Below are 17,700 nucleotides of genomic sequence, written 5' to 3'. Positions count from 1 at the left end.
GGTTGCAGGTTACAGGTTGCAGGTTACAGGTTGCAGGTTGCAGTCAGATTATAGCGGTTCTGTTGTGGGATGAGGTAAACCCAAATTTCTCACGGGATCATATCAAATCCGGATAATTGCCCACAGTTAAGATATCCAGACAAAATTTGTCTCTCCCTGCTCCCCTGCTCCCCTGCCTTACAAGGGTACGTTTTTAAGATTCATCCAGAACTAAAGACAGGAACTTGTGCTGGGGAGGCTGAAAAATCAGAGACAAAACTCCCGATCAGCTTTGGTTCCCCCTTAAATGCCGCTGCTAAAATAACTCAAAGTCCTCGCCTCAAACAACTCAGTAGACGAGGTGCACTCGTCTACTGAGTTGTTTGAGGAACAGAATTTTCCGAGAGACTCAAACAGATAGCCTAAAACCCTTGGGCTTGTGTTAACATCCCTGGGATTATTTCCGCTTAAGCCCTTGCCAGGTAATAATTTCATTTGAATCAGCTTTCCCAATTTATGACCGCTTGACTCCTAGGCATGATTAATTCTCAATTTTAAGGCAGTAGCTCCAGAAATATTAAAAACCTACCCTTGTCAGGGTAGTAGCGGTGGTACTACCCTCGGCTCAAAGATTATGATTATCAATAAAATGCCGCGATGAAATCCCTTGATTTTTTCACCAGGGTTAATTGCTACAAAGCCCATTCTCTATTAGGTTTTGGGTGCTTGTCACCCCGTGAGGTATCAAACAGGTCAGTTCCTTTTCCCCTCCTACGCTTTTTTGCTAACCCTATTTAGACCAACACACACCAAAACTCTCTCAATTAGAGCTTTCGGTCCATAAATCACACGCCCCTTTAGACCAGCTTTTACGACCTCATTCAGTTGACTTACCGGCAACTTCCTCAACAGCTCTTTCCCTAAGGATTCTTTTTTATGAGGCCCTCGCAATCGAAACTGGGTAGCCTGGGTAGCACCGTATACCATCCGGAGCCACAGTTGGGGGTGCGTAAAAAAGTACTCCCACAGTGGAGGTTTGCACCCAATCAAACTAGCCATGTTATCCATATAGCGGTGATAATCCACCAAGCTTCGTATTCGATGAGCATTATGCTCGAACTGCTCGAGATTTGTAGCTCGATCTATACATGTGACTCTTTCCATCTCTGGGGGAGCAGGAAGGGTTTGTTCCCCGGTGCAGATACTGGCGAAATAACGCGCCTGCATTTCCATAATCGGAAACTGGCTGCCGAAAGAAGGGCGCGCCCAGCCAATCCAACAGATCTTGTCCCGATATTTTTGATTAAACATATGTTTGTAGAGACTGCGGGGGTCACTTTCCTGGAGAGCTTCTGGAAGGAAAGGCACATAGTTTGTGTAGCCAGTGCTAAAGACGACAGCATCAATATTTTCTAGGATTTCCCCATCTGCTGTATGCAGTGTCTTTCCTCCATCTTTTATCTGGGATATTTCACCAACAACTTGACAGCCATGATGGACGATCGCCTTGGGCAAGGAGAAGGTTTTGGTTGCGTAAATTCCCCAGACTCCCTTTTTGGCCTTAATCTTCTTGTTGAGTTCGACCACCATGTCATGTACTGGATCATTCTGTCTCAACTCGGCTTGATTGATAGCTTCACTCAGGGTTGCTCCATAATCCCGAGGAAGTCCCCATATACCACGATGGGTAGAAATATCAGCGGCGTAGATTCCCATCTTGCGGGGTACCACCCATCCAGTTGTGTTCCGAAGGCTCACCCAGCACTTGTTGGCTACGCGGGATATTTCTAGAGCAACGTCCGATCCCGACTCACCTCCCCCAACGACCAATACATTTTTCCCCACAAAGCTGTCAGGGTTACGGTATTCTTTCGAGTGGTAAAATTCAGCATCAGTTAATGAGTTTTTCCAGGCTGGGTAGTTGGGGATCGTGTTGTTTCCGATTGCTACTACGACCCGTTTGGAGAGCAAAGTCTCTCCAGATTGGAGCTGCACCTGCCAACTTTCACTGTCTTGGAATGTTACGGCCACAACTTTGGAGTTGAAACGGATGTGGTCGAGGACGCCGAAATGTTGGGCGTATTTCTGCCAATATTCGACGGCTTCTTGTTTCTTCCAAAAGCCGTGCTGATTGCCATCACCAATCCAGAAATCGGAGAACATGCCCATGGTGGCAGACGATGTCAATATTAAGCTGTCGTAAGTGTTAGTAAAAACACCTCCTAGAACTTCCGCTTGCTCCAAACAGAGGACTTCACTCAGACCTTGTTCGAGTAATTCTTTAGTACAGACCAGACCTCCAGGTCCAGCTCCAATCACAATGCAATCCAGCATTAGACTTGACTTTTAAATTGCTAAGTTTATAATTCTATTTTAGACTATTTACTGGTATCAAAGTATGGTAAACTAATCTAATTTTATGAGTCATATAGCAATCCTAAATCATTGGTAAAATTTGCAAAATCTGAAATCATTGCTGGACAAGGCTTATGGCGATTGCTATGGCCAAGATATTTCACGAATCAGATAGGATTGCTATATATCTGAGGGGGTGACATGAGCCCTAAAAAGCTTAGTATATAAGTAGTCGGACAAAAATAAATCGTACTGTATGAAGTTTTGTCAAGTAACGAGCGACAAGTCTAACATTACCCAGGGCAAACGCATCTAAATTCGGTTATTCCGAAGTTAGTATGTAAAAAATATCTGAAACCTATGCTGGGCAGTGTTTTAGGCTAAAACTGCTCAAAACTGACTTCAAATCTCGCAATCCATTAGCAGATGAGGGCTACAGGGTTTTATCCAGCACACCAGGTTACGAAGAACCCTAAATTCTATAAGTCTTACTCAGAAAAGATTTCAAGCTTAATCAGCAAAAATACTTATCTTGTGACTTATCTTGTGAATCTCATATCCAGTAGGCATTTCAAAATAAGATGCGTTTACCCTGGGAAAATAAGTGAGGAGGCTGTAGAAAATGTTTAGTGAGGTTAAATCCATGGATTGTTACTAGTTAAAAGTCACAAATATAGATTTTTTAAAACTTAGTTAAGTTAGATGAGTTTACCCTGCTTAAAGGAGGAGATGACATTGATCGCCGATTCAAATTTTTTAGATAATAATTCTATCACAATTGGCTGAACCCAAAAATAAAAAAAGATTAATTTTAATTTTGTTAACATACCTGGGATTATTTCCGCTGAAGCCTTTGCCAGGTAATAATTTCATTTGAATCAGCTTTTCTAACTTATGACCGCTTGACTCCTAGGCATGATTAATTCTCAATTTTAAGGCAGTAGCTCCAGAAATATTAAAAACCTACCCTTGTCAGGGTAGTAGCGGTGGTACTACCCCCCGGTTCAAAGATTATGATTATCAATAAATGCCGGTATGAAATCCCTTGATTTTTTCACCAGGGTTAATTGCTACAAAGCCCATCCTCTATTAGGTTTTGGGTGCTTGTCACCCTGTGAGGTATAAAACAGGTCAGTTCCTCCACTCCCACGCTTTTTTGCTAACCCTATTTAGACCAACAAACACCAAAACTTTCCCAATTAGAGCTTTCGGCCCATAAATCACACGCCCCTTTAGACCAGCTTTTACGACGTGAGTCAGTTGACTTACCGGCAGCTTCCTCAACAGCTCTTTCCCTAAGGATTCTTTTTTATGAGGCCCTCGCAATCGAAACTGGGTAGCCTGGGTAGCACCGTATACCATCCGGAGCCACAGTTGGGGGTGCGTAAAAAAGTACTCCCACAGTGGAGGTTTGCACCCAATCAAACTAGCCATGTTATCCATATAGCGGTGATAATCCACCAAGCTTCGTATTCGATGAGCATTATGCTCGAACTGCTCGAGATTTGTAGCTCGATCTATACATGTGACTCTTTCCATCTCTGGGGGAGCAGGAAGGGTTTGTTCCCCGGTGCAGATACTGGCGAAATAACGCGCCTGCATTTCCATAATCGGAAACTGGCTGCCGAAAGAAGGGCGCGCCCAGCCAATCCAACAGATCTTGTCCCGATATTTTTGATTAAACATATGTTTGTAGAGACTGCGGGGGTCACTTTCCTGGAGAGCTTCTGGAAGGAAAGGCACATAGTTTGTGTAGCCAGTGCTAAAGACGACAGCATCAATATTTTCTAGGATTTCCCCATCTGCTGTATGCAGTGTCTTTCCTCCATCTTTTATCTGGGATATTTCACCAACAACTTGACAGCCATGATGGACGATCGCCTTGGGCAAGGAGAAGGTTTTGGTTGCGTAAATTCCCCAGACTCCCTTTTTGGCCTTAATCTTCTTGTTGAGTTCGACCACCATGTCATGTACTGGATCATTCTGTCTCAACTCGGCTTGATTGATAGCTTCACTCAGGGTTGCTCCATAATCCCGAGGAAGTCCCCATATACCACGATGGGTAGAAATATCAGCGGCGTAGATTCCCATCTTGCGGGGTACCACCCATCCAGTTGTGTTCCGAAGGCTCACCCAGCACTTGTTGGCTACGCGGGATATTTCTAGAGCAACGTCCGATCCCGACTCACCTCCCCCAACGACCAATACATTTTTCCCCACAAAGCTGTCAGGGTTACGGTATTCTTTCGAGTGGTAAAATTCAGCATCAGTTAATGAGTTTTTCCAGGCTGGGTAGTTGGGGATCGTGTTGTTTCCGATTGCTACTACAACCCGTTTGGAGAGCAAAGTCTCTCCAGATTGGAGCTGCACCTGCCAACTTTCACTGTCTTGGAATGTTACGGCCACAACTTTGGAGTTGAAACGGATGTGATCGAGGACGCCGAAATGTTGGGCATATTTATGCCAATATTCGATGGCTTTTTGTTTCGTCCAAAAGCCGTGCTGATTGCCATCACCAATCCAGAAATCGGAGAACATGCTCATGGTGGCAGACGATGTCAATATTAAGCTGTCGTAAGTGTTAGTAAAAAGACCTCCTAGAACTTCCGCTTGCTCCAAACAGAGGACTTCACTCAGACCTTGTTCGAGTAATTCTTTAGTACAGACCAGACCTCCAGGTCCAGCTCCAATCACAATGCAATCCAGCATTAGACTTGACTTTTAAATCAGGGCTATTTCATTCATTCTAAAAAGTGCCAAAATATTTTTAAGGCCAAATTGGCATTTTCTTTGTGCTTGAGCCATGTTGTCAAACCCTGCATCTCGATAAAGATTCAGAGCTAAATTACGAGCGATCGCCCAAATTTGTACCAGAGGAGTTGTCCTGATACGAGATTTATCAACACCGCTGAGTGACATCAACAGACAGAATGAACTTTGTTCTCTACGCCCCAATAGCCTCGAATCCGCTTGGGCTTTTGTTCAGCCGTTTCTTTCAAGTCAGAGATATAGTATCGGATCTGGGTCAGAAAGCGTGTTTTTAGTAATCCGTCGGGACTGAACTTGAATCACGGTAGCTAATCCAGGCCAAGAAGGCAAACCTTGGGTAACGTGGGCTTATACTAACACTTCGTTTTTCTATTCGACCGTGTCCTTTATTGATCTGTTCAAAAGATTGCTGAGGAACGAACTGCTGCTGGGCGGCTGCAAAAAGTTTTGGTTGGTTCCCTTTGAGGGCTGCATTAGAGTGATTCCCACTATCGATGATCAGCTGACAAGTTTTTTTTAGGTGTTTATGGCATCAAAGGCAAAAACCACGCCTTTGAGTGAAGCGTGCTTTGATAAACTCTGGCACTGCCTTAATCTCATTCGTTTTTTTGACAACCATATCAGGCTTGAGAATTAATCCTCTCTCTACCAAGTAGGCACTCACGCTCCATAATTGCGGGATGGCGATCGCAATGTGGATTGTCTTGTTCGACCATAAATGACCCTCTCAAAACTTTCCCATCTACCCCATTAGTCTCTCCCGCTTCCGGAGTGTACTCGAAAAAGCAAGCGAGCCTTGCTGAATAATCGGAAGTTACCATGTTCAGTAACACTCGGCGGATTGTGCTGTATGATGGCAGTCTGTTGACTTGAAACAATTGGCTCAACTCCTCACGATTGTTTCAATCCAATCAGCGATCGCGCTTTAATCCTTTATTCCCTGCAGCGACTGCTAGGGTAAAGATAGCCAGACATAGAGCCACCCTCGTGTCAACATCCGCTGCCCTCTACGAGCATCTGGTAAATCAGAAAAGGCTTCTAAAATAGCAATTTGACCCATCGATGTTGATTCTCTTGTGCCCTTGTGCCGGGAGCAGGTCTTGCATTCCAGAACAAATGAACTATGTACCATCAGAGTAAGCTTAAACCCATGAGGGGGCTAGAGATTTAGTACAAATGTTCTGAAGCGACATGCTCCCTCTTGTGCCTTAGCATCTTATCTTACCATCTAGAATGAAATAGCCCTGCTTTTAAATTGCTAAGTTTATAACGCTATTTTAGACTAGTTACCCAGGGTAAACGCATATAAATTTGTATCAAAATTTACAGCTAAAAAGTAAACAATAGTATCAAAAATCTAGACTTACCCTGTTGATTCTCAATAAGCGCAACTTATTATCAATTATTTGCCCTGTTATCCTTGCTCGATTTGAGAGTACTCTACATTCTGGTTTCGTACGCAAATCCTCCTTTGATTTCTGTTTAAAGTCAGCGGAAAATTTGTTGACTTTGAACAAAAAAAACTGCTTTAGGATGGGATTTATTTGAATTTAACAAAAAATTGAGTTAATCATTTTTTTTTATGTTACCATTTATACCAAATAATATGCATTTACCCTGACTAGTTACCGGTGTAAAACTAGGGGAAAGCAATCTAATTTTCTGATTAATATATATAGTGTTTATTGCATTCAATAAACACTATATAGTTTTTTTATCCTAATGAGGTACACAAAACTTTTTACCTCTTTCCTCTTCCGACTTTACTGCTCCCTCCTGCTCCCTCCTGGTCCCTGGTCCCTGGTCTCTGGTCCCTGGTCCCTGCTCCCTCCTGGTCCCTGGTCCCTGCTCCCTAAAAGCCAAAAGCTTGTACCTTACTAGCTTAAAAACCGCTATATTTGATTGGAAAAATGCCTTGTAAAAAAGCACAATAAGCCCGGGTTTATTGAGAACTATCATCAGTTTATTGACAAGATGCGTTTACCCTGCCTCCTCCCCCTATTCCCACTCTCCCCCTAGTAGCGCTGATCCAGATGTACCTCACTCCTGGAACCGCTATATTTAGCTGTCCGGCAAAATTCATCCCACACCTATGCTGCGCATTAGGTGTGGGATGAATTTTGCACAGGGTATGCATGGAATTGCTATAATATTATGTACTGGTAAACAAAGCCGTTCGCGAAGCGTGGCCAAAGGCCTTAAATGCTGGTTTGTCAGCAAAACACTCTTAAAAAAAAGACCAAGAAAACAGAGCGGCAGCGATGCAGCGCGGTCTTGGGGAGGCAGCGCGGTCTTGGGGGTTCCCCCCATGAGCGACTGCCGTGGTTTCCCCCACTCGCGCTTTGCATCAAGAGAGGGCAGTCCGTTCTTAAAGCCCAGCGCCTCCTAAGGGATGCCCGGATTGGCGCTTGTTGCCTACACTGAACTCGAAGAGTCAGTGTAGGAGCTGTCACAACCCCTATATTGGGTGCGATCAGGAAAATCATCAGCGACTCAACCAAGCGATCGCTTCTCGAATCCAATCTTCCGCATTCTTACTTTTAGCGACCTGAGGATCCTCACTGATAGCATGGAGTGCTTGAGCGATTTCATCATTTTCATATCCCAAAGCTAACAGGGTCATTTCCACATCTTCCTGAATCCCTGGTGAGAGTCCATTAGCAGATAGTGGGGACTCTACCTCTGATACCTTATGCCATTGAGCCAACTTTGTTTTCAGTTCTAGAGCAATGCGTTCAGCGGTTTTGCTACCCACACCAGGGGTTTTGGATAAGGAACGAATATTACCTGTGACAATCGCTTGGACTAAATTAGGCAATCCCAAGGTGTCCAGTAGTGCGATCGCTAATTGAGCACCAATACCGTTGACACTAACTAACTGACGAAACAAATCCCGCTCAGCGGCTGAAGCAAAACCGTATAGCACCTGTTGCTCCTCCCGGATTTGCAAATGGGTGAAGATTTGCACGGTTTTTTCCGATAAAGCTACGGGCAACTCCTGGGACAAACGGCGAGTGATTTGTATTTCATACCCAATGTAGTTGACATCTAGAATCAGAGTGACGCGATTACCAGTGCTTTTTTGAATGCTAGCTACTGTCCCCTTGAGATAGCTGATCATTAGTTGAAGGTTTAAGGTTCGTTTAAGGTTGAATGTTTAAGGTTGGTTGAATGTTAGTTTAACCTTGGTTTAAGGTTGTTCGCCTTTGGTGTTCGGTGTAGGGTAGGTTGAACGCGCACGGGTAGCCAAAAGGCCAAGGTTAGTTGGTTGAACGCGCACGGGTAGCCAAAAGGCCACGCTTGGTTTAAGGTTGTACTCCACCACGAAAATACTGAAGGATAGTTGAGAGCATAACCCGCAACCTAGCAGCCTGCAACTTGTAACTCGATTAACCTGCAACTTGTAACTATTAACTATTTCTTATTTATTGGCGATCATTACTGATAACTCAAAAAGCTAACTCAAAAAGCTAAAATAATTCAAGCCTTCAATTATACCACCTGCACAGTTAGCTTTAGCCAGGTAATGGTAATCGGCTGAGTTGTTTTCGTACCACTGGCGAAGTTCTGGTCGGGCGTTACCCACTATAATTCCTCGGGAAAAGCCAACGCTAAATAAGGCAATGTCATTTCCTGAATCGCCACAAACCACTGTCCGTTCCGAATCAATTCCCCACTGTTGCCGTAAAAACTCTACTGCTAGACCTTTATCACTATTGCTGGGTAGAATGTCTAAGTCTTTCCCACCACTATAGATCAACTTGAAATTAACACCCCTTCCTTGAAGTTCAGATTGCAGTTGAGGTAGCACCCTCAAAGCTGCTTCTTCCGTCAGGTGATAGCTGACTTTAAAGGGACGTTGTTCTGATTCTACTTGGGGAATTAAGTCAGGATATTGACCAGCCGTTTCCACAATGATGTCCCGATCCCATCCTTGAGATAACTTGGACCACCAGTCTGGATTGGGCGTATCTTGGCCATCATTATCATAAATTTCTGTACCCACAGAAGTGATCAGAGCATCTGGATCAAGAAGTGGCTTCTCAGCTTTCAGCTCGTGGTAGGAACTATGGGATCGCCCTGTAGCATAAACGATTCTTGTACCATGTTCTTGGCGATGCTGACTTAGTAGAGGGTTCAGTTTAAGCAGAGCCTGATCATCCCCTACTAAAGTATTGTCAAGGTCAGTTACAAACAGAAATTTAGTCACGAGATGCTAAGAGGTGCGGGTATTGCCTTATTGTCCTACATAGTTGGGTTAAAAATCATAGTTGGGTTAAAAATGCGCTTTGGTTAATCGCGTTTTGGCTACAATTGAATTACATATATCCCCTGGTACTAAGCGCAATCCCTATGACGAACGAGAGTTAGACAGTTATGGCTCATCTCAACCAACGCCGCACTCAAAATATCACTGGTGACTTTTACGTGGATAGCAGCTGTATTGATTGTGATGCCTGCCGTTGGATGACTCCGGAAGTGTTCCATCGTGCTGATCACCAGTCTGCCGTTTATCATCAACCTGCTAATCAGACAGAACGCTTGAGAGCTCTTCAAGCCCTATTATCTTGTCCCACCTCTTCTATTGGTACTGTTGAGAAACCTAAAGAGATTAAAGACGTTCAGCAGAGTTTCCCCATCCCAATAGCAGACAATGTCTACCATTGCGGCTACCATTCAGAAAACTCTTATGGTGCTGCTAGCTACCTTATCCAACACCCCCAAGGCAATATTTTAATCGATTCTCCCCGCTTTACACCGCCACTGGTCAAAGCTCTAGAGGCAATGGGTGGGATTCGTTACATGTACCTGACCCATCAGGATGATGTGGCAGATCATCACAAATACAGACAGCATTTCCACTGCGAACGCATTTTGCATAGAGATGACATGACCACTGATACCCGTGATGTGGAAATTCAGCTCACTGGTTCTGAGTCTTATCTGTTAGACAAAGACCTGTTGATTATCCCAGTTCCTGGTCACACCAAAGGCTTGTGACAGTTAGCAAAAGTGTCTACCAATCTCCCAAAATATACAATTAATTGGTAGATTTTACCATGGCACTTGTACCACTCCGTAAGGCGGTCGAACTTACAGGACTCTCTAGGAACACTTTGAGGAAGTATGCAGACAATGGCACCATCAAATGCCAAAAAACACCAGGCGGCACCAGACTCTTTGACACAGAAAGCTTGCTCAGTCTTGGGCGACGACAATCAAGACAGTCAGCAACTATTTGTTACTGCCGGGTCAGTAGCAGCAAACAAAAAGATGACCTTGTTCGACAAGTCGCTTATATGCACTCCCTCTTCCCGGAAGCAGAAATCGTCAAAGACATCGGCTCAGGACTTAACTACAAAAGATTTGGTCTTCGAGCCATATTGGAACGACTTATGCGCGGAGATCAACTCACAATTGTTGTTGCCTGTAGAGACAGACTTACCCGATTTGGGTTTGAACTCATTGAGTACTTGGTCAGTCTCAACGGTGGAAAAATCTTGGTTCTCGACCAACCTGAAAGTTGTCCAGAATCCGAGCTTACCGCAGATCTTCTCTCCATCATTCACGTCTTCTCTTGCCGCATCCACGGACTCCGAAAATACGGCAAAAAAATCAAAGAAGATTCGAGTGTTCCTAAACCCTGAACAGCGAACAATGGTTCGTCAGTGGTTTGGAGTGTCCCGTTATGTATTTAATAAAACCGTCAAAATACTCAAAAATGGCGAAGTTAAGGCTAACTGGTTGGCCATTAAGACTGGGATATTAAATGACTTACCCGAGTGGTGCAAGACAGTACCTTATCAAATCAAATCTATAGCGATTAAGGATGCTTGCACCGCTGTCAGAGAAGCCAAGAAAAAATATAAAAAAACGGCACAAATTAATCGGGTTAAGTTCAGATCCCGCAAGAACCCCGTTCAATCTTGCTATATCCCTAAATCAGCCGTTTCGAGCAAAGGAATTTACCACACAAAGTTAGATGAATTAACTTTTGCTGAGACACTTCCTGATAATATCTGTGATTGTCGATTAACTAGCACCAATGGGGACTATTACTTAGTGGTTCCCTATAAAACAACTCACACTAAAACCGAAAACCAAGGTAGAGTAGTGGCTTTAGATCCTGGCGTTAGGACTTTTTTGACATTTTTTAGCGAGACTTCTGTTGGCAAAATTGGCCATGGTGACTTTTCTCGGGTTCAACGTTTATGCCAGCATTTAGACAATCTGATCTCAAAAGTCAGTAAAGCTAAAGGCAAGCAAAAACGTCGAATGAGGAAAGCCGCTAGGAGGATGGTGATCAAAATCCAGAACTTGGTGAACGAGCTACATCACAAAGCTGCCAGGTTTTTAGTTGATAATTTTGATGTGATATTGCTTCCTACTTTTGAGACATCTCAGATGTCAAAAAAACGGAATCGAAAACTTAAATCCAAAACGGTTCGCAATATGCTTTCTTTTGCTCATTACCGGTTCAAAGAGTTTTTGAAACATAAAGCGACCGAAAACGAAAAAATAGTTGTCGATGTATGCGAAGCGTATACCAGTAAAACTGTTAGCTGGACTGGCGAGCTAATCAATATTGGCGGAAGCAAAATTATCAAGTCAAAGATTGATGGCCAAGTGATGGATAGAGACATTAATGGTGCTCGTGGGATATTCCTACGAGCTTTGGGAGATACCCCCTGGCTGAGAAATCAGCTTGCATTGGCGGGCTAGAATCTACGAGAGTAGATTTTGGTAGCTAAAAAGTATCGGTCACACTGTTCTACTGTACAACAACAAATTTCTCTTCACCGGTGACCATCTTGCTTGGTCTGATCAACTTCAGCAACTGATTGCCTTTCGTCGCCACTGCTGGTACTCCTGGGAGGAATTAATCAAGTCAATGGAGAGGTTAACCAACTACTCCTTCGAGTGGGTATTACCAGGACATGGACGCCGGTATCATACTGATCTTCAGACTATGCAAGATCAGCTGAACCAGTGTCTTGTCTGGATGAAGCATCAAGGATGAAGCATCAAGGAGCAAATTAAGTTACTACGTGACATACTCCCACACTGACCTACCGGTTGAGTGTGGGCTTCTTACCAACTCCACCTATCGGTATCGGCTTTCGCCGACGCTGCGCGAACGGATACTCGGTAAGCTTTATTAACGATACGGTCAGAAGTTACCGCAAGAAGAGTGGAGCCTTTATGGTTAGTCGGCTATGCATAACAGGGTTAAAACTTTATGATTAAGGCTCCACTCTTCTAAGGTTTCGTCTCCGGGATGCCCCGACCCACCGGAACAATACAAAAAAGTTCTATTTTAATTAGTAGGTGGCGGTTAGCTCAAAATTTTCTTCCCTACTACTTTCAGTATAGATCTTGGTACTCAAAACGGCAAAGATCTTGTCCGCGATTCATCTGACACTCATGGCGTAGCATTGAGATGTGAGGGATAAGAGCGGATGAAGCTAAAATCTTCCCCCTCATCCCTTTGATGCCCTTACTTTGGGAAAACATACCCAAGTCTTGGGTTGATCCCTCATTACCATCACATTTCAGCCATCCCATCAATCACTCTAGCTCAACACTTTTGCCAAAAGGTTTTTGATCTCGTCCCCACCTTGGCTTTGAACGAAAGAGAGGACAATCGGTAGAAATTTGGAAATCATATCACTATCCATTTTTAGTTGATCAAAACCTCCTGCCAGGGTAGCTAGAGTGCCTAATTGTCCAAGCCCACCACCCATTGATGCCGCTAATCCTCCCAAGGCTCCCATCATGCCACCACTTTTTGGTGCTGCTTGGAGCAAATCATTTATCCCTGGAATATATTGCGCTACTTGGGCAAAACTCTCATCTCCCAGCTTGTCCTTTGCCAGTTGGAAAATAAGTCCAGCTCCGCCTTGGGCTTGATTTTCTTGCACTCCCAGGTTTTCAGTTAACAGTTGAATAAGTTCCATAGATGCTCTCTTGTTGGATTGCGATATCGTTGCCGCCTTAATTTAACATCCGATAGCAAAAATAATCATTTATTTACATTTTTTTAACATAGTTATCTATCACTATTTATAGTTTATATTTTTTAACACAATCTATAACATTTGTACACAACTACTAACTTAGAGCAGTAAGTTCCTTTTTAGGCTCTAAGCTATCTAAAGTTAAGGGTTAAGAAAATTAACAAAAAATTAATCATTAATCTATAGTAATCTGATTGGATTCGTGAACAGTAACAGCTTGTAATCAGGATTGCTGGAGCTATCGGAGTCAGGGCGATTTTCAAGAAAAAATTGCTAAATTACATTTACTAGATTACATTTGATTACAGGAAAACGCTCGAATCTTAGCTAAATTACTAAAAAATCTAAAGTATTGATAATATAAATAAAATATCGCGCTTAAGCTGAATAATTGTTTTCCAAGTTACGTAAAATAAAATCCAGAGGTGCGACCCAAGGGCGATTTACTCGCCCTAGGAGGCGCGCACCTAATAAAAGACTTTGACCTATCTGGAGGTTTCTATGGTCAGCTACGCATCACCAATGGGAATGGGAGTTAAGTTAACAGCTAACCCAGGGGATAGAATTGCCACTGAACCCCAAACTATTGAGGAAAAAGCGAAGCAGGTTGCTGTGGATACGATTGATATTACAGGGGATCACATCAAAGTTCCCACTTACTTCGTAGTGAAATACCCTGATGGTGACACCAAGGCACTACACCATGTGAAGGATGCTGAAGCAATTTCAGATCTGATTCGGCAGATGCAACTGCAGCAAGAAGAATGGCCTCAAGGATCACAGGAAGTTAAACATTGGTTGAACCTACCTGGTATGGTTCTGATATTGGCTGGTTTCTTAATGACTTCCATTGTCCTAGTCGGTATTTTCTAACTGCACTAATCCTGCACGAGTAATGATGGATAATGAGTGATGAATGATGAACCTTAGAGAATAGCTAGGGTTGTATCATTCATCCTTCATGGTTCATGATTTGCAGATTAGATTCGATTAGATGCCATGGGTTCCATTTTTAACTTACCTAACCATCATTTGAGGCGGTGTTGTGCGCCACAATTGCTCTAAACCAACTGCTGGCATAGTTAGATACAACAGATCACCAGCGGCTAGGTTAATTTCCAATAAATCCCAGCCATGAATCGTTTGATACTTAGTTTCTAGATACAGTGGTACAAAGTCAGCGGACCTGGCAGCATCTTTAACACGGCGTCCACAGAACGGATGTTCGATGGTAATTTTAGTGGCTAAGGCAACCCAAAGCGTATCACCAATCATACCATTGCCTAACACTTGTCCACCTAATGCGGCAGCTGCAAAGGAAGGGGTGGCTAATTCTGTGGGAGACAATACTGCTTCAAATTCAAACACTTGCTGTACCGTGTGGGAAAAGTGCGGGTCTTGATTGCGGACAACCACTGACAATTTTGAAGCTAGACTTTTGGCACTAAGAGCAATTTCTAAATTGGCTGTATCATCACTAGTAACTGCTAAAAGGGCTTCTGCTCGTTGGATGTGTGCTGCGGTGAGTGTAGCAGGTAAACTGGCATCTCCGTGAATGACTGCAATACCAAGAGAACGAACAATGTTCAGGAAACGATTGTTGGGGTTACTTTCAATCACCACCAATTCATGGCCTTGGGCATGAAGTTGGTAGAGGATTTGGACTCCTACATTTCCCAGTCCACATACAACGTAGTGATTTTTGTAGGGAACTCTCGCAGCATCCCAAAACTGTTTGAGTCGGGTACCTAAGACAAAATCGTTTAGCAGAGCATAGCAAATCCCAATCACACCAGCCCCTACTAACATCATCACAGCAGTAAATACCTTAATAGTGTCCGGTGACTTTTCTGCTACTTCTTCTTGACCACCAGCACCCGTAATCATACCCACAGAAAAATATAGAGCATCAACAATAGAGGTTTCTAGGTTGACACACACATAAGTCAATGTGGCTGTAAAAATTATCAGGAGTAGGAAAAGGGTCACTACTAACATTGGTTGAGCATGATGCTGAAACTGTTGTAAGTTTGTGAAAACTTTCAGCAGTTTCTGTAGCCAGGATTGGCGTTTAGGACGAAACCGAGGCTGAGTACCAATAATTAAGCGATCGCCAGGTTGTAACTGTTTGCCCTGAGCTACTGCGGAAACTAGATCTAAGTTCGAGTCCATCGGTAGGTAGTAGATCAACATTCGCGTACGCTCATCCCAAAGGTCACTCAACTGTGTTCCCATCCAAGGGTGGCTTTCGGTGATAATTTCTTCCTGTATCGGCCAGGTTTGATTGTGTAGCTTGAGTTGCCCAATGGCTCGATTCCCCATTGCTGCGAAGGCAAATACCGGTGCTGCTAGAGAAGAAACACTCATGCTGACATGATCCGGTAGGGTCTGATCTAAACGAGTACCCAAGCTGCTATTAAACAATCGGTTAACGATCCGAATCCGGGGATTAATCACTCGTGCCTGAGTCAGGATTGCCAGATTGAGAGCATCGTCATTACAGGCGAGAACTAGGGTTTGGGAATATTCGAGTCCAGCGGCAAGTAGGGTAGAAACAGCCCGCAAGTCTCCAATAATAATATTGTTTTCGTCACCAGGCATTACTCTGTTGCTGATTCCAACAACAGCTACTCCCTGCTGCTTCAGTAAGCGGAATATTTTGTATCCAGTGCGACCCAAGCCACAGATAATAATGCGGGGTTTCATGTGTCAACCTTGTTGACCGAAATAATTGTTGTCGTTTTGCATCTAGCTAAGTGTTCTTTTACAATTCTTATCCAAGATAGCTCAAAGAACTGTAGCCGAAGACACTGCTGCTGGGAAAGAAAGGGTAAAATCTCGCCCTGTAAGCCATAGAGGTTAGCTCGCGCATACCGATTAACCTTATCCCCTGCTCCTCTGCGTGCCTGCTTCGCAAGCCGATTCAATATATAAATTAAAATAAAATCAATAAATTAGATATATAAATTAGATGATGTAGATGCCTCAGAGCTTATCACTCCCTCGACCCGTCACCCCCTGATCACTTCATCTTCACAGGAACTGGCTATAAATATCTACCAAGGTTTACTAGGAAAGGGGTAGCCTCTCAATGGCTGGAACCGTGTATTGACTTAATAGGGCAACCTCCTGCTCGTATATGAACTCGCTGTAGTCAGCTAGATTGTCCAGCCCCAGAAAGTTGAGGATGATCTCAGCTGCTAGCCAAATTGTTATTCTAACCAATAATTGCCGCCATCGTATTATCATTGCATCAGACCTCCTGAGTATAGGTGAGGGAGGTTAGGTTTATAGTTGTAATAATCTGTTCAATTAAGTTATCAGCCTCAATTTTGTCTTTTATGCGCGCGGTATGGAGCAATTCCGTCCCGGTGTGCTTACAGTCGTCGAATTAAATTCGCCACGGGTCCGGTCCGCGTGGGTGTTCGATTCAATTGAAACTTGATAGGGCACGCTTCGGCAATTTTAGGACTACAGTAGTAGTCAAACATAGCGTTATAAGCTATTTTGGGGCAGATAAACTAGGATTTAGGAAATACGCAGCAATGGGATATCACGTTATTTACGATGGCGACTGTAATCTTTGTGTGACTTTGGTACAGCTACTAGAAAATTTGGATCAGGGCAAGCTATTTAATTACATACCCATGCAGGATAAAGAAGCTTGCGGCAAATTACGGGTAACACCTCTTGAGTGTGAGATGGGTATGATTTTGATCGATGCTTCTTCTGATGATTGCCGATGGCAAGGAAGTGATGCCGCTGAAGAGATTGGGCGTCTATTGCCATTGGGGAATATCTTTGTATCGGCTTATCGGGCAATGCCTGGGGTGAAGTCGTTAGGCGATCAGGTTTACGAGCAGATTCGGGATAATCGTTACACTTGGTTTGGTAAGCGTTCTAGTACGTATAAATCGGTTTACCCAGTAGGTTGCAAAGCTAATCCCAGTTGAGGCTAGACTAGAGACTCAATAAACCTTTATCCACACTTCTTGTAGGAATAAACACATCATCCCCTATTATAAACTGTGGGGATAAGCTTAACCTATAGGAAAGTTCAATGTAATGTATTAGAATACTTATTTTCCTGGACTGATCATCTGATCGTGATCGGTTTTCCATCACGGATATTGTTCCATAGGAATAGTTATATCAATACCAGAAACGGCAATTGAGTGATATTCAGCCATGTCGATCGAAAAACTTAAGCCTGCCGACAAAGGAGCTGTCGGGATTTATGTTCCCTACTACCAGGGTAATAAACGCAATCTTTTACCTATAGCAATTAGCCTCTACCAACAAGGGTCTTTGGAAGGTCGTCGCCAGATAGAAGGCGGTGATAGTATTCCCTTCGTTGCTACTTGGTTTGTATCTAATCTTCCTTCGGAACTAACTCGTTGCCGATTACAATTTGATGGTAACGCGGATCTCAGTTACGAACTGACTATGCAAAATTCTGAGTTTGTGAATTACTTAATCGAAGTGATTATGAACTTTAAGCGATTGCGTATAACGGATTTTTCCAAGGCATTCTACCGCAAACTGCTACGCATTGATGAATAAACAACCAGTTCTCTAG

16 protein-coding genes and 2 pseudogenes are annotated in these 17,700 nt (G+C 43.5%); 8 read left to right on the top strand and 10 right to left on the bottom strand.

The genetic code is table 11. The features are described 5' to 3' along the window. Nucleotides 1-750: 750 nt before the first annotated feature. The 5 genes from BJP34_RS15350 to BJP34_RS43420 all read right to left on the bottom strand — a co-directional run bounded on the left by BJP34_RS15350 (nucleotide 751) and on the right by BJP34_RS43420 (nucleotide 6,235). Entirely contained in the window at nucleotides 751-2,313 is a 1,563-nt protein-coding gene (locus tag BJP34_RS15350; RefSeq protein ID WP_070393089.1) for a flavin-containing monooxygenase, read from the bottom strand. Between the two features lie 1,152 nt (nucleotides 2,314-3,465). Beyond that, the gene (locus BJP34_RS15345) at nucleotides 3,466-5,043 is read right to left on the bottom strand and encodes a flavin-containing monooxygenase (RefSeq protein ID WP_070393088.1); all 1,578 of its coding nucleotides are present in this window, start codon (nucleotides 5,041-5,043) and stop codon (nucleotides 3,466-3,468) included. Between the two features lie 12 nt (nucleotides 5,044-5,055). Continuing rightward, a complete protein-coding gene (locus tag BJP34_RS36900) occupies nucleotides 5,056-5,253 on the bottom strand; it encodes a hypothetical protein (protein WP_083305194.1) in 198 nt (65 codons plus the stop codon). A gap of 470 nt (nucleotides 5,254-5,723) precedes the next feature. Next, the gene (locus BJP34_RS36895; RefSeq protein WP_149030996.1) at nucleotides 5,724-5,990 is read right to left on the bottom strand and encodes a hypothetical protein; all 267 of its coding nucleotides are present in this window, start codon (nucleotides 5,988-5,990) and stop codon (nucleotides 5,724-5,726) included. A gap of 65 nt (nucleotides 5,991-6,055) precedes the next feature. Further along, complete coding sequence (locus BJP34_RS43420) at nucleotides 6,056-6,235, bottom strand: hypothetical protein (RefSeq protein ID WP_158517239.1); 180 nt, start codon at nucleotides 6,233-6,235, stop codon at nucleotides 6,056-6,058. Between the two features lie 590 nt (nucleotides 6,236-6,825). Here BJP34_RS43420 and BJP34_RS43415 point away from each other — a divergent pair. Beyond that, nucleotides 6,826-6,984, top strand: coding sequence for a hypothetical protein (locus BJP34_RS43415; RefSeq protein ID WP_158517238.1), 159 nt, complete (start codon nucleotides 6,826-6,828; stop codon nucleotides 6,982-6,984). A gap of 332 nt (nucleotides 6,985-7,316) precedes the next feature. On the opposite strand, the gene BJP34_RS48920 is transcribed toward BJP34_RS43415, so the two are convergent. From BJP34_RS48920 to BJP34_RS15325, 3 genes are all read right to left on the bottom strand, one after another. After that, nucleotides 7,317-7,451, bottom strand: coding sequence for a hypothetical protein (locus BJP34_RS48920; RefSeq protein WP_267876577.1), 135 nt, complete (start codon nucleotides 7,449-7,451; stop codon nucleotides 7,317-7,319). Between the two features lie 137 nt (nucleotides 7,452-7,588). After that, nucleotides 7,589-8,224 (bottom strand): Holliday junction branch migration protein RuvA, encoded by a 636-nt coding sequence (gene ruvA, locus BJP34_RS15330; protein ID WP_070393086.1) that lies wholly within the window; start codon nucleotides 8,222-8,224, stop codon nucleotides 7,589-7,591. A gap of 336 nt (nucleotides 8,225-8,560) precedes the next feature. Beyond that, complete coding sequence (locus BJP34_RS15325) at nucleotides 8,561-9,313, bottom strand: sucrose-phosphate phosphatase (RefSeq protein WP_070393085.1); 753 nt, start codon at nucleotides 9,311-9,313, stop codon at nucleotides 8,561-8,563. A gap of 167 nt (nucleotides 9,314-9,480) precedes the next feature. Here BJP34_RS15325 and BJP34_RS15320 point away from each other — a divergent pair. From BJP34_RS15320 to BJP34_RS47500, 4 genes and pseudogenes are all read left to right on the top strand, one after another. Continuing rightward, a pseudogene (locus BJP34_RS15320) lies at nucleotides 9,481-10,098 on the top strand (4Fe-4S domain-containing protein); the annotation flags it as partial. A gap of 65 nt (nucleotides 10,099-10,163) precedes the next feature. Continuing rightward, on the top strand, nucleotides 10,164-10,751 hold the full coding sequence (locus BJP34_RS15315) for an IS607 family transposase (RefSeq protein ID WP_070393084.1): 588 nt from the start codon (nucleotides 10,164-10,166) through the stop codon (nucleotides 10,749-10,751). A gap of 10 nt (nucleotides 10,752-10,761) precedes the next feature. Next, a complete protein-coding gene (locus tag BJP34_RS15310; RefSeq protein ID WP_229424382.1) occupies nucleotides 10,762-11,826 on the top strand; it encodes a transposase in 1,065 nt (354 codons plus the stop codon). A gap of 37 nt (nucleotides 11,827-11,863) precedes the next feature. Next, nucleotides 11,864-12,124, top strand: a pseudogene (locus tag BJP34_RS47500) (MBL fold metallo-hydrolase); the annotation flags it as partial. A gap of 553 nt (nucleotides 12,125-12,677) precedes the next feature. On the opposite strand, the gene BJP34_RS15300 reads toward BJP34_RS47500, so the two are convergent. Further along, entirely contained in the window at nucleotides 12,678-13,088 is a 411-nt protein-coding gene (locus BJP34_RS15300; protein ID WP_267876616.1) for a DUF2780 domain-containing protein, read from the bottom strand. A 534-nt stretch (nucleotides 13,089-13,622) separates the two neighbouring features. On the opposite strand from BJP34_RS15300, the gene BJP34_RS50045 reads away from it, so the two are divergent. Continuing rightward, entirely contained in the window at nucleotides 13,623-13,994 is a 372-nt protein-coding gene (locus tag BJP34_RS50045; RefSeq protein ID WP_070393081.1) for a hypothetical protein, read from the top strand. 144 nt (nucleotides 13,995-14,138) lie between these two features. Here the strand turns inward: BJP34_RS50045 and BJP34_RS15290 are convergent, their stop codons facing one another. After that, on the bottom strand, nucleotides 14,139-15,827 hold the full coding sequence (locus tag BJP34_RS15290; protein WP_070393080.1) for a potassium channel family protein: 1,689 nt from the start codon (nucleotides 15,825-15,827) through the stop codon (nucleotides 14,139-14,141). Between the two features lie 839 nt (nucleotides 15,828-16,666). On the opposite strand from BJP34_RS15290, the gene BJP34_RS15280 reads away from it, so the two are divergent. Next, nucleotides 16,667-17,074: a thiol-disulfide oxidoreductase DCC family protein gene (locus tag BJP34_RS15280; protein WP_070393078.1), complete on the top strand. Its 408-nt coding sequence runs from the start codon at nucleotides 16,667-16,669 to the stop codon at nucleotides 17,072-17,074. A 235-nt stretch (nucleotides 17,075-17,309) separates the two neighbouring features. Continuing rightward, on the top strand, nucleotides 17,310-17,684 hold the full coding sequence (gene ebsA, locus BJP34_RS15275; RefSeq protein WP_070393077.1) for a type IV pilus biogenesis protein EbsA: 375 nt from the start codon (nucleotides 17,310-17,312) through the stop codon (nucleotides 17,682-17,684). Nucleotides 17,685-17,700 lie beyond the last annotated feature (16 nt).

This window comes from Moorena producens PAL-8-15-08-1, from assembly GCF_001767235.1.
In the GTDB taxonomy this organism is placed as follows: domain Bacteria; phylum Cyanobacteriota; class Cyanobacteriia; order Cyanobacteriales; family Coleofasciculaceae; genus Moorena; species Moorena producens_A.
This window is presented reverse-complemented; position numbering and strand designations above follow the sequence as displayed.

Bases quoted from the DNA above. Each gene is read 5' to 3' on its own strand.
- BJP34_RS15350 (WP_070393089.1), bottom strand. From the start codon at position 2,313: ATGCTGGATTGCATTGTGATTGGAGCTGGACCTGGAGGTCTGGTCTGT.
- BJP34_RS15345 (WP_070393088.1), bottom strand. From the start codon at position 5,043: ATGCTGGATTGCATTGTGATTGGAGCTGGACCTGGAGGTCTGGTCTGT.
- BJP34_RS36900 (WP_083305194.1), bottom strand. From the start codon at position 5,253: ATGTCACTCAGCGGTGTTGATAAATCTCGTATCAGGACAACTCCTCTG.
- BJP34_RS43420 (WP_158517239.1), bottom strand. From the start codon at position 6,235: ATGGTACATAGTTCATTTGTTCTGGAATGCAAGACCTGCTCCCGGCAC.
- BJP34_RS43415 (WP_158517238.1), top strand. From the start codon at position 6,826: ATGAGGTACACAAAACTTTTTACCTCTTTCCTCTTCCGACTTTACTGC.
- BJP34_RS48920 (WP_267876577.1), bottom strand. From the start codon at position 7,451: ATGCAAAGCGCGAGTGGGGGAAACCACGGCAGTCGCTCATGGGGGGAA.
- ruvA (WP_070393086.1), bottom strand. From the start codon at position 8,224: ATGATCAGCTATCTCAAGGGGACAGTAGCTAGCATTCAAAAAAGCACT.
- BJP34_RS15315 (WP_070393084.1), top strand. From the start codon at position 10,164: ATGGCACTTGTACCACTCCGTAAGGCGGTCGAACTTACAGGACTCTCT.
- BJP34_RS15310 (WP_229424382.1), top strand. From the start codon at position 10,762: ATGGTTCGTCAGTGGTTTGGAGTGTCCCGTTATGTATTTAATAAAACC.
- BJP34_RS50045 (WP_070393081.1), top strand. From the start codon at position 13,623: ATGGTCAGCTACGCATCACCAATGGGAATGGGAGTTAAGTTAACAGCT.
- BJP34_RS15290 (WP_070393080.1), bottom strand. From the start codon at position 15,827: ATGAAACCCCGCATTATTATCTGTGGCTTGGGTCGCACTGGATACAAA.
- BJP34_RS15280 (WP_070393078.1), top strand. From the start codon at position 16,667: ATGGGATATCACGTTATTTACGATGGCGACTGTAATCTTTGTGTGACT.
- ebsA (WP_070393077.1), top strand. From the start codon at position 17,310: ATGTCGATCGAAAAACTTAAGCCTGCCGACAAAGGAGCTGTCGGGATT.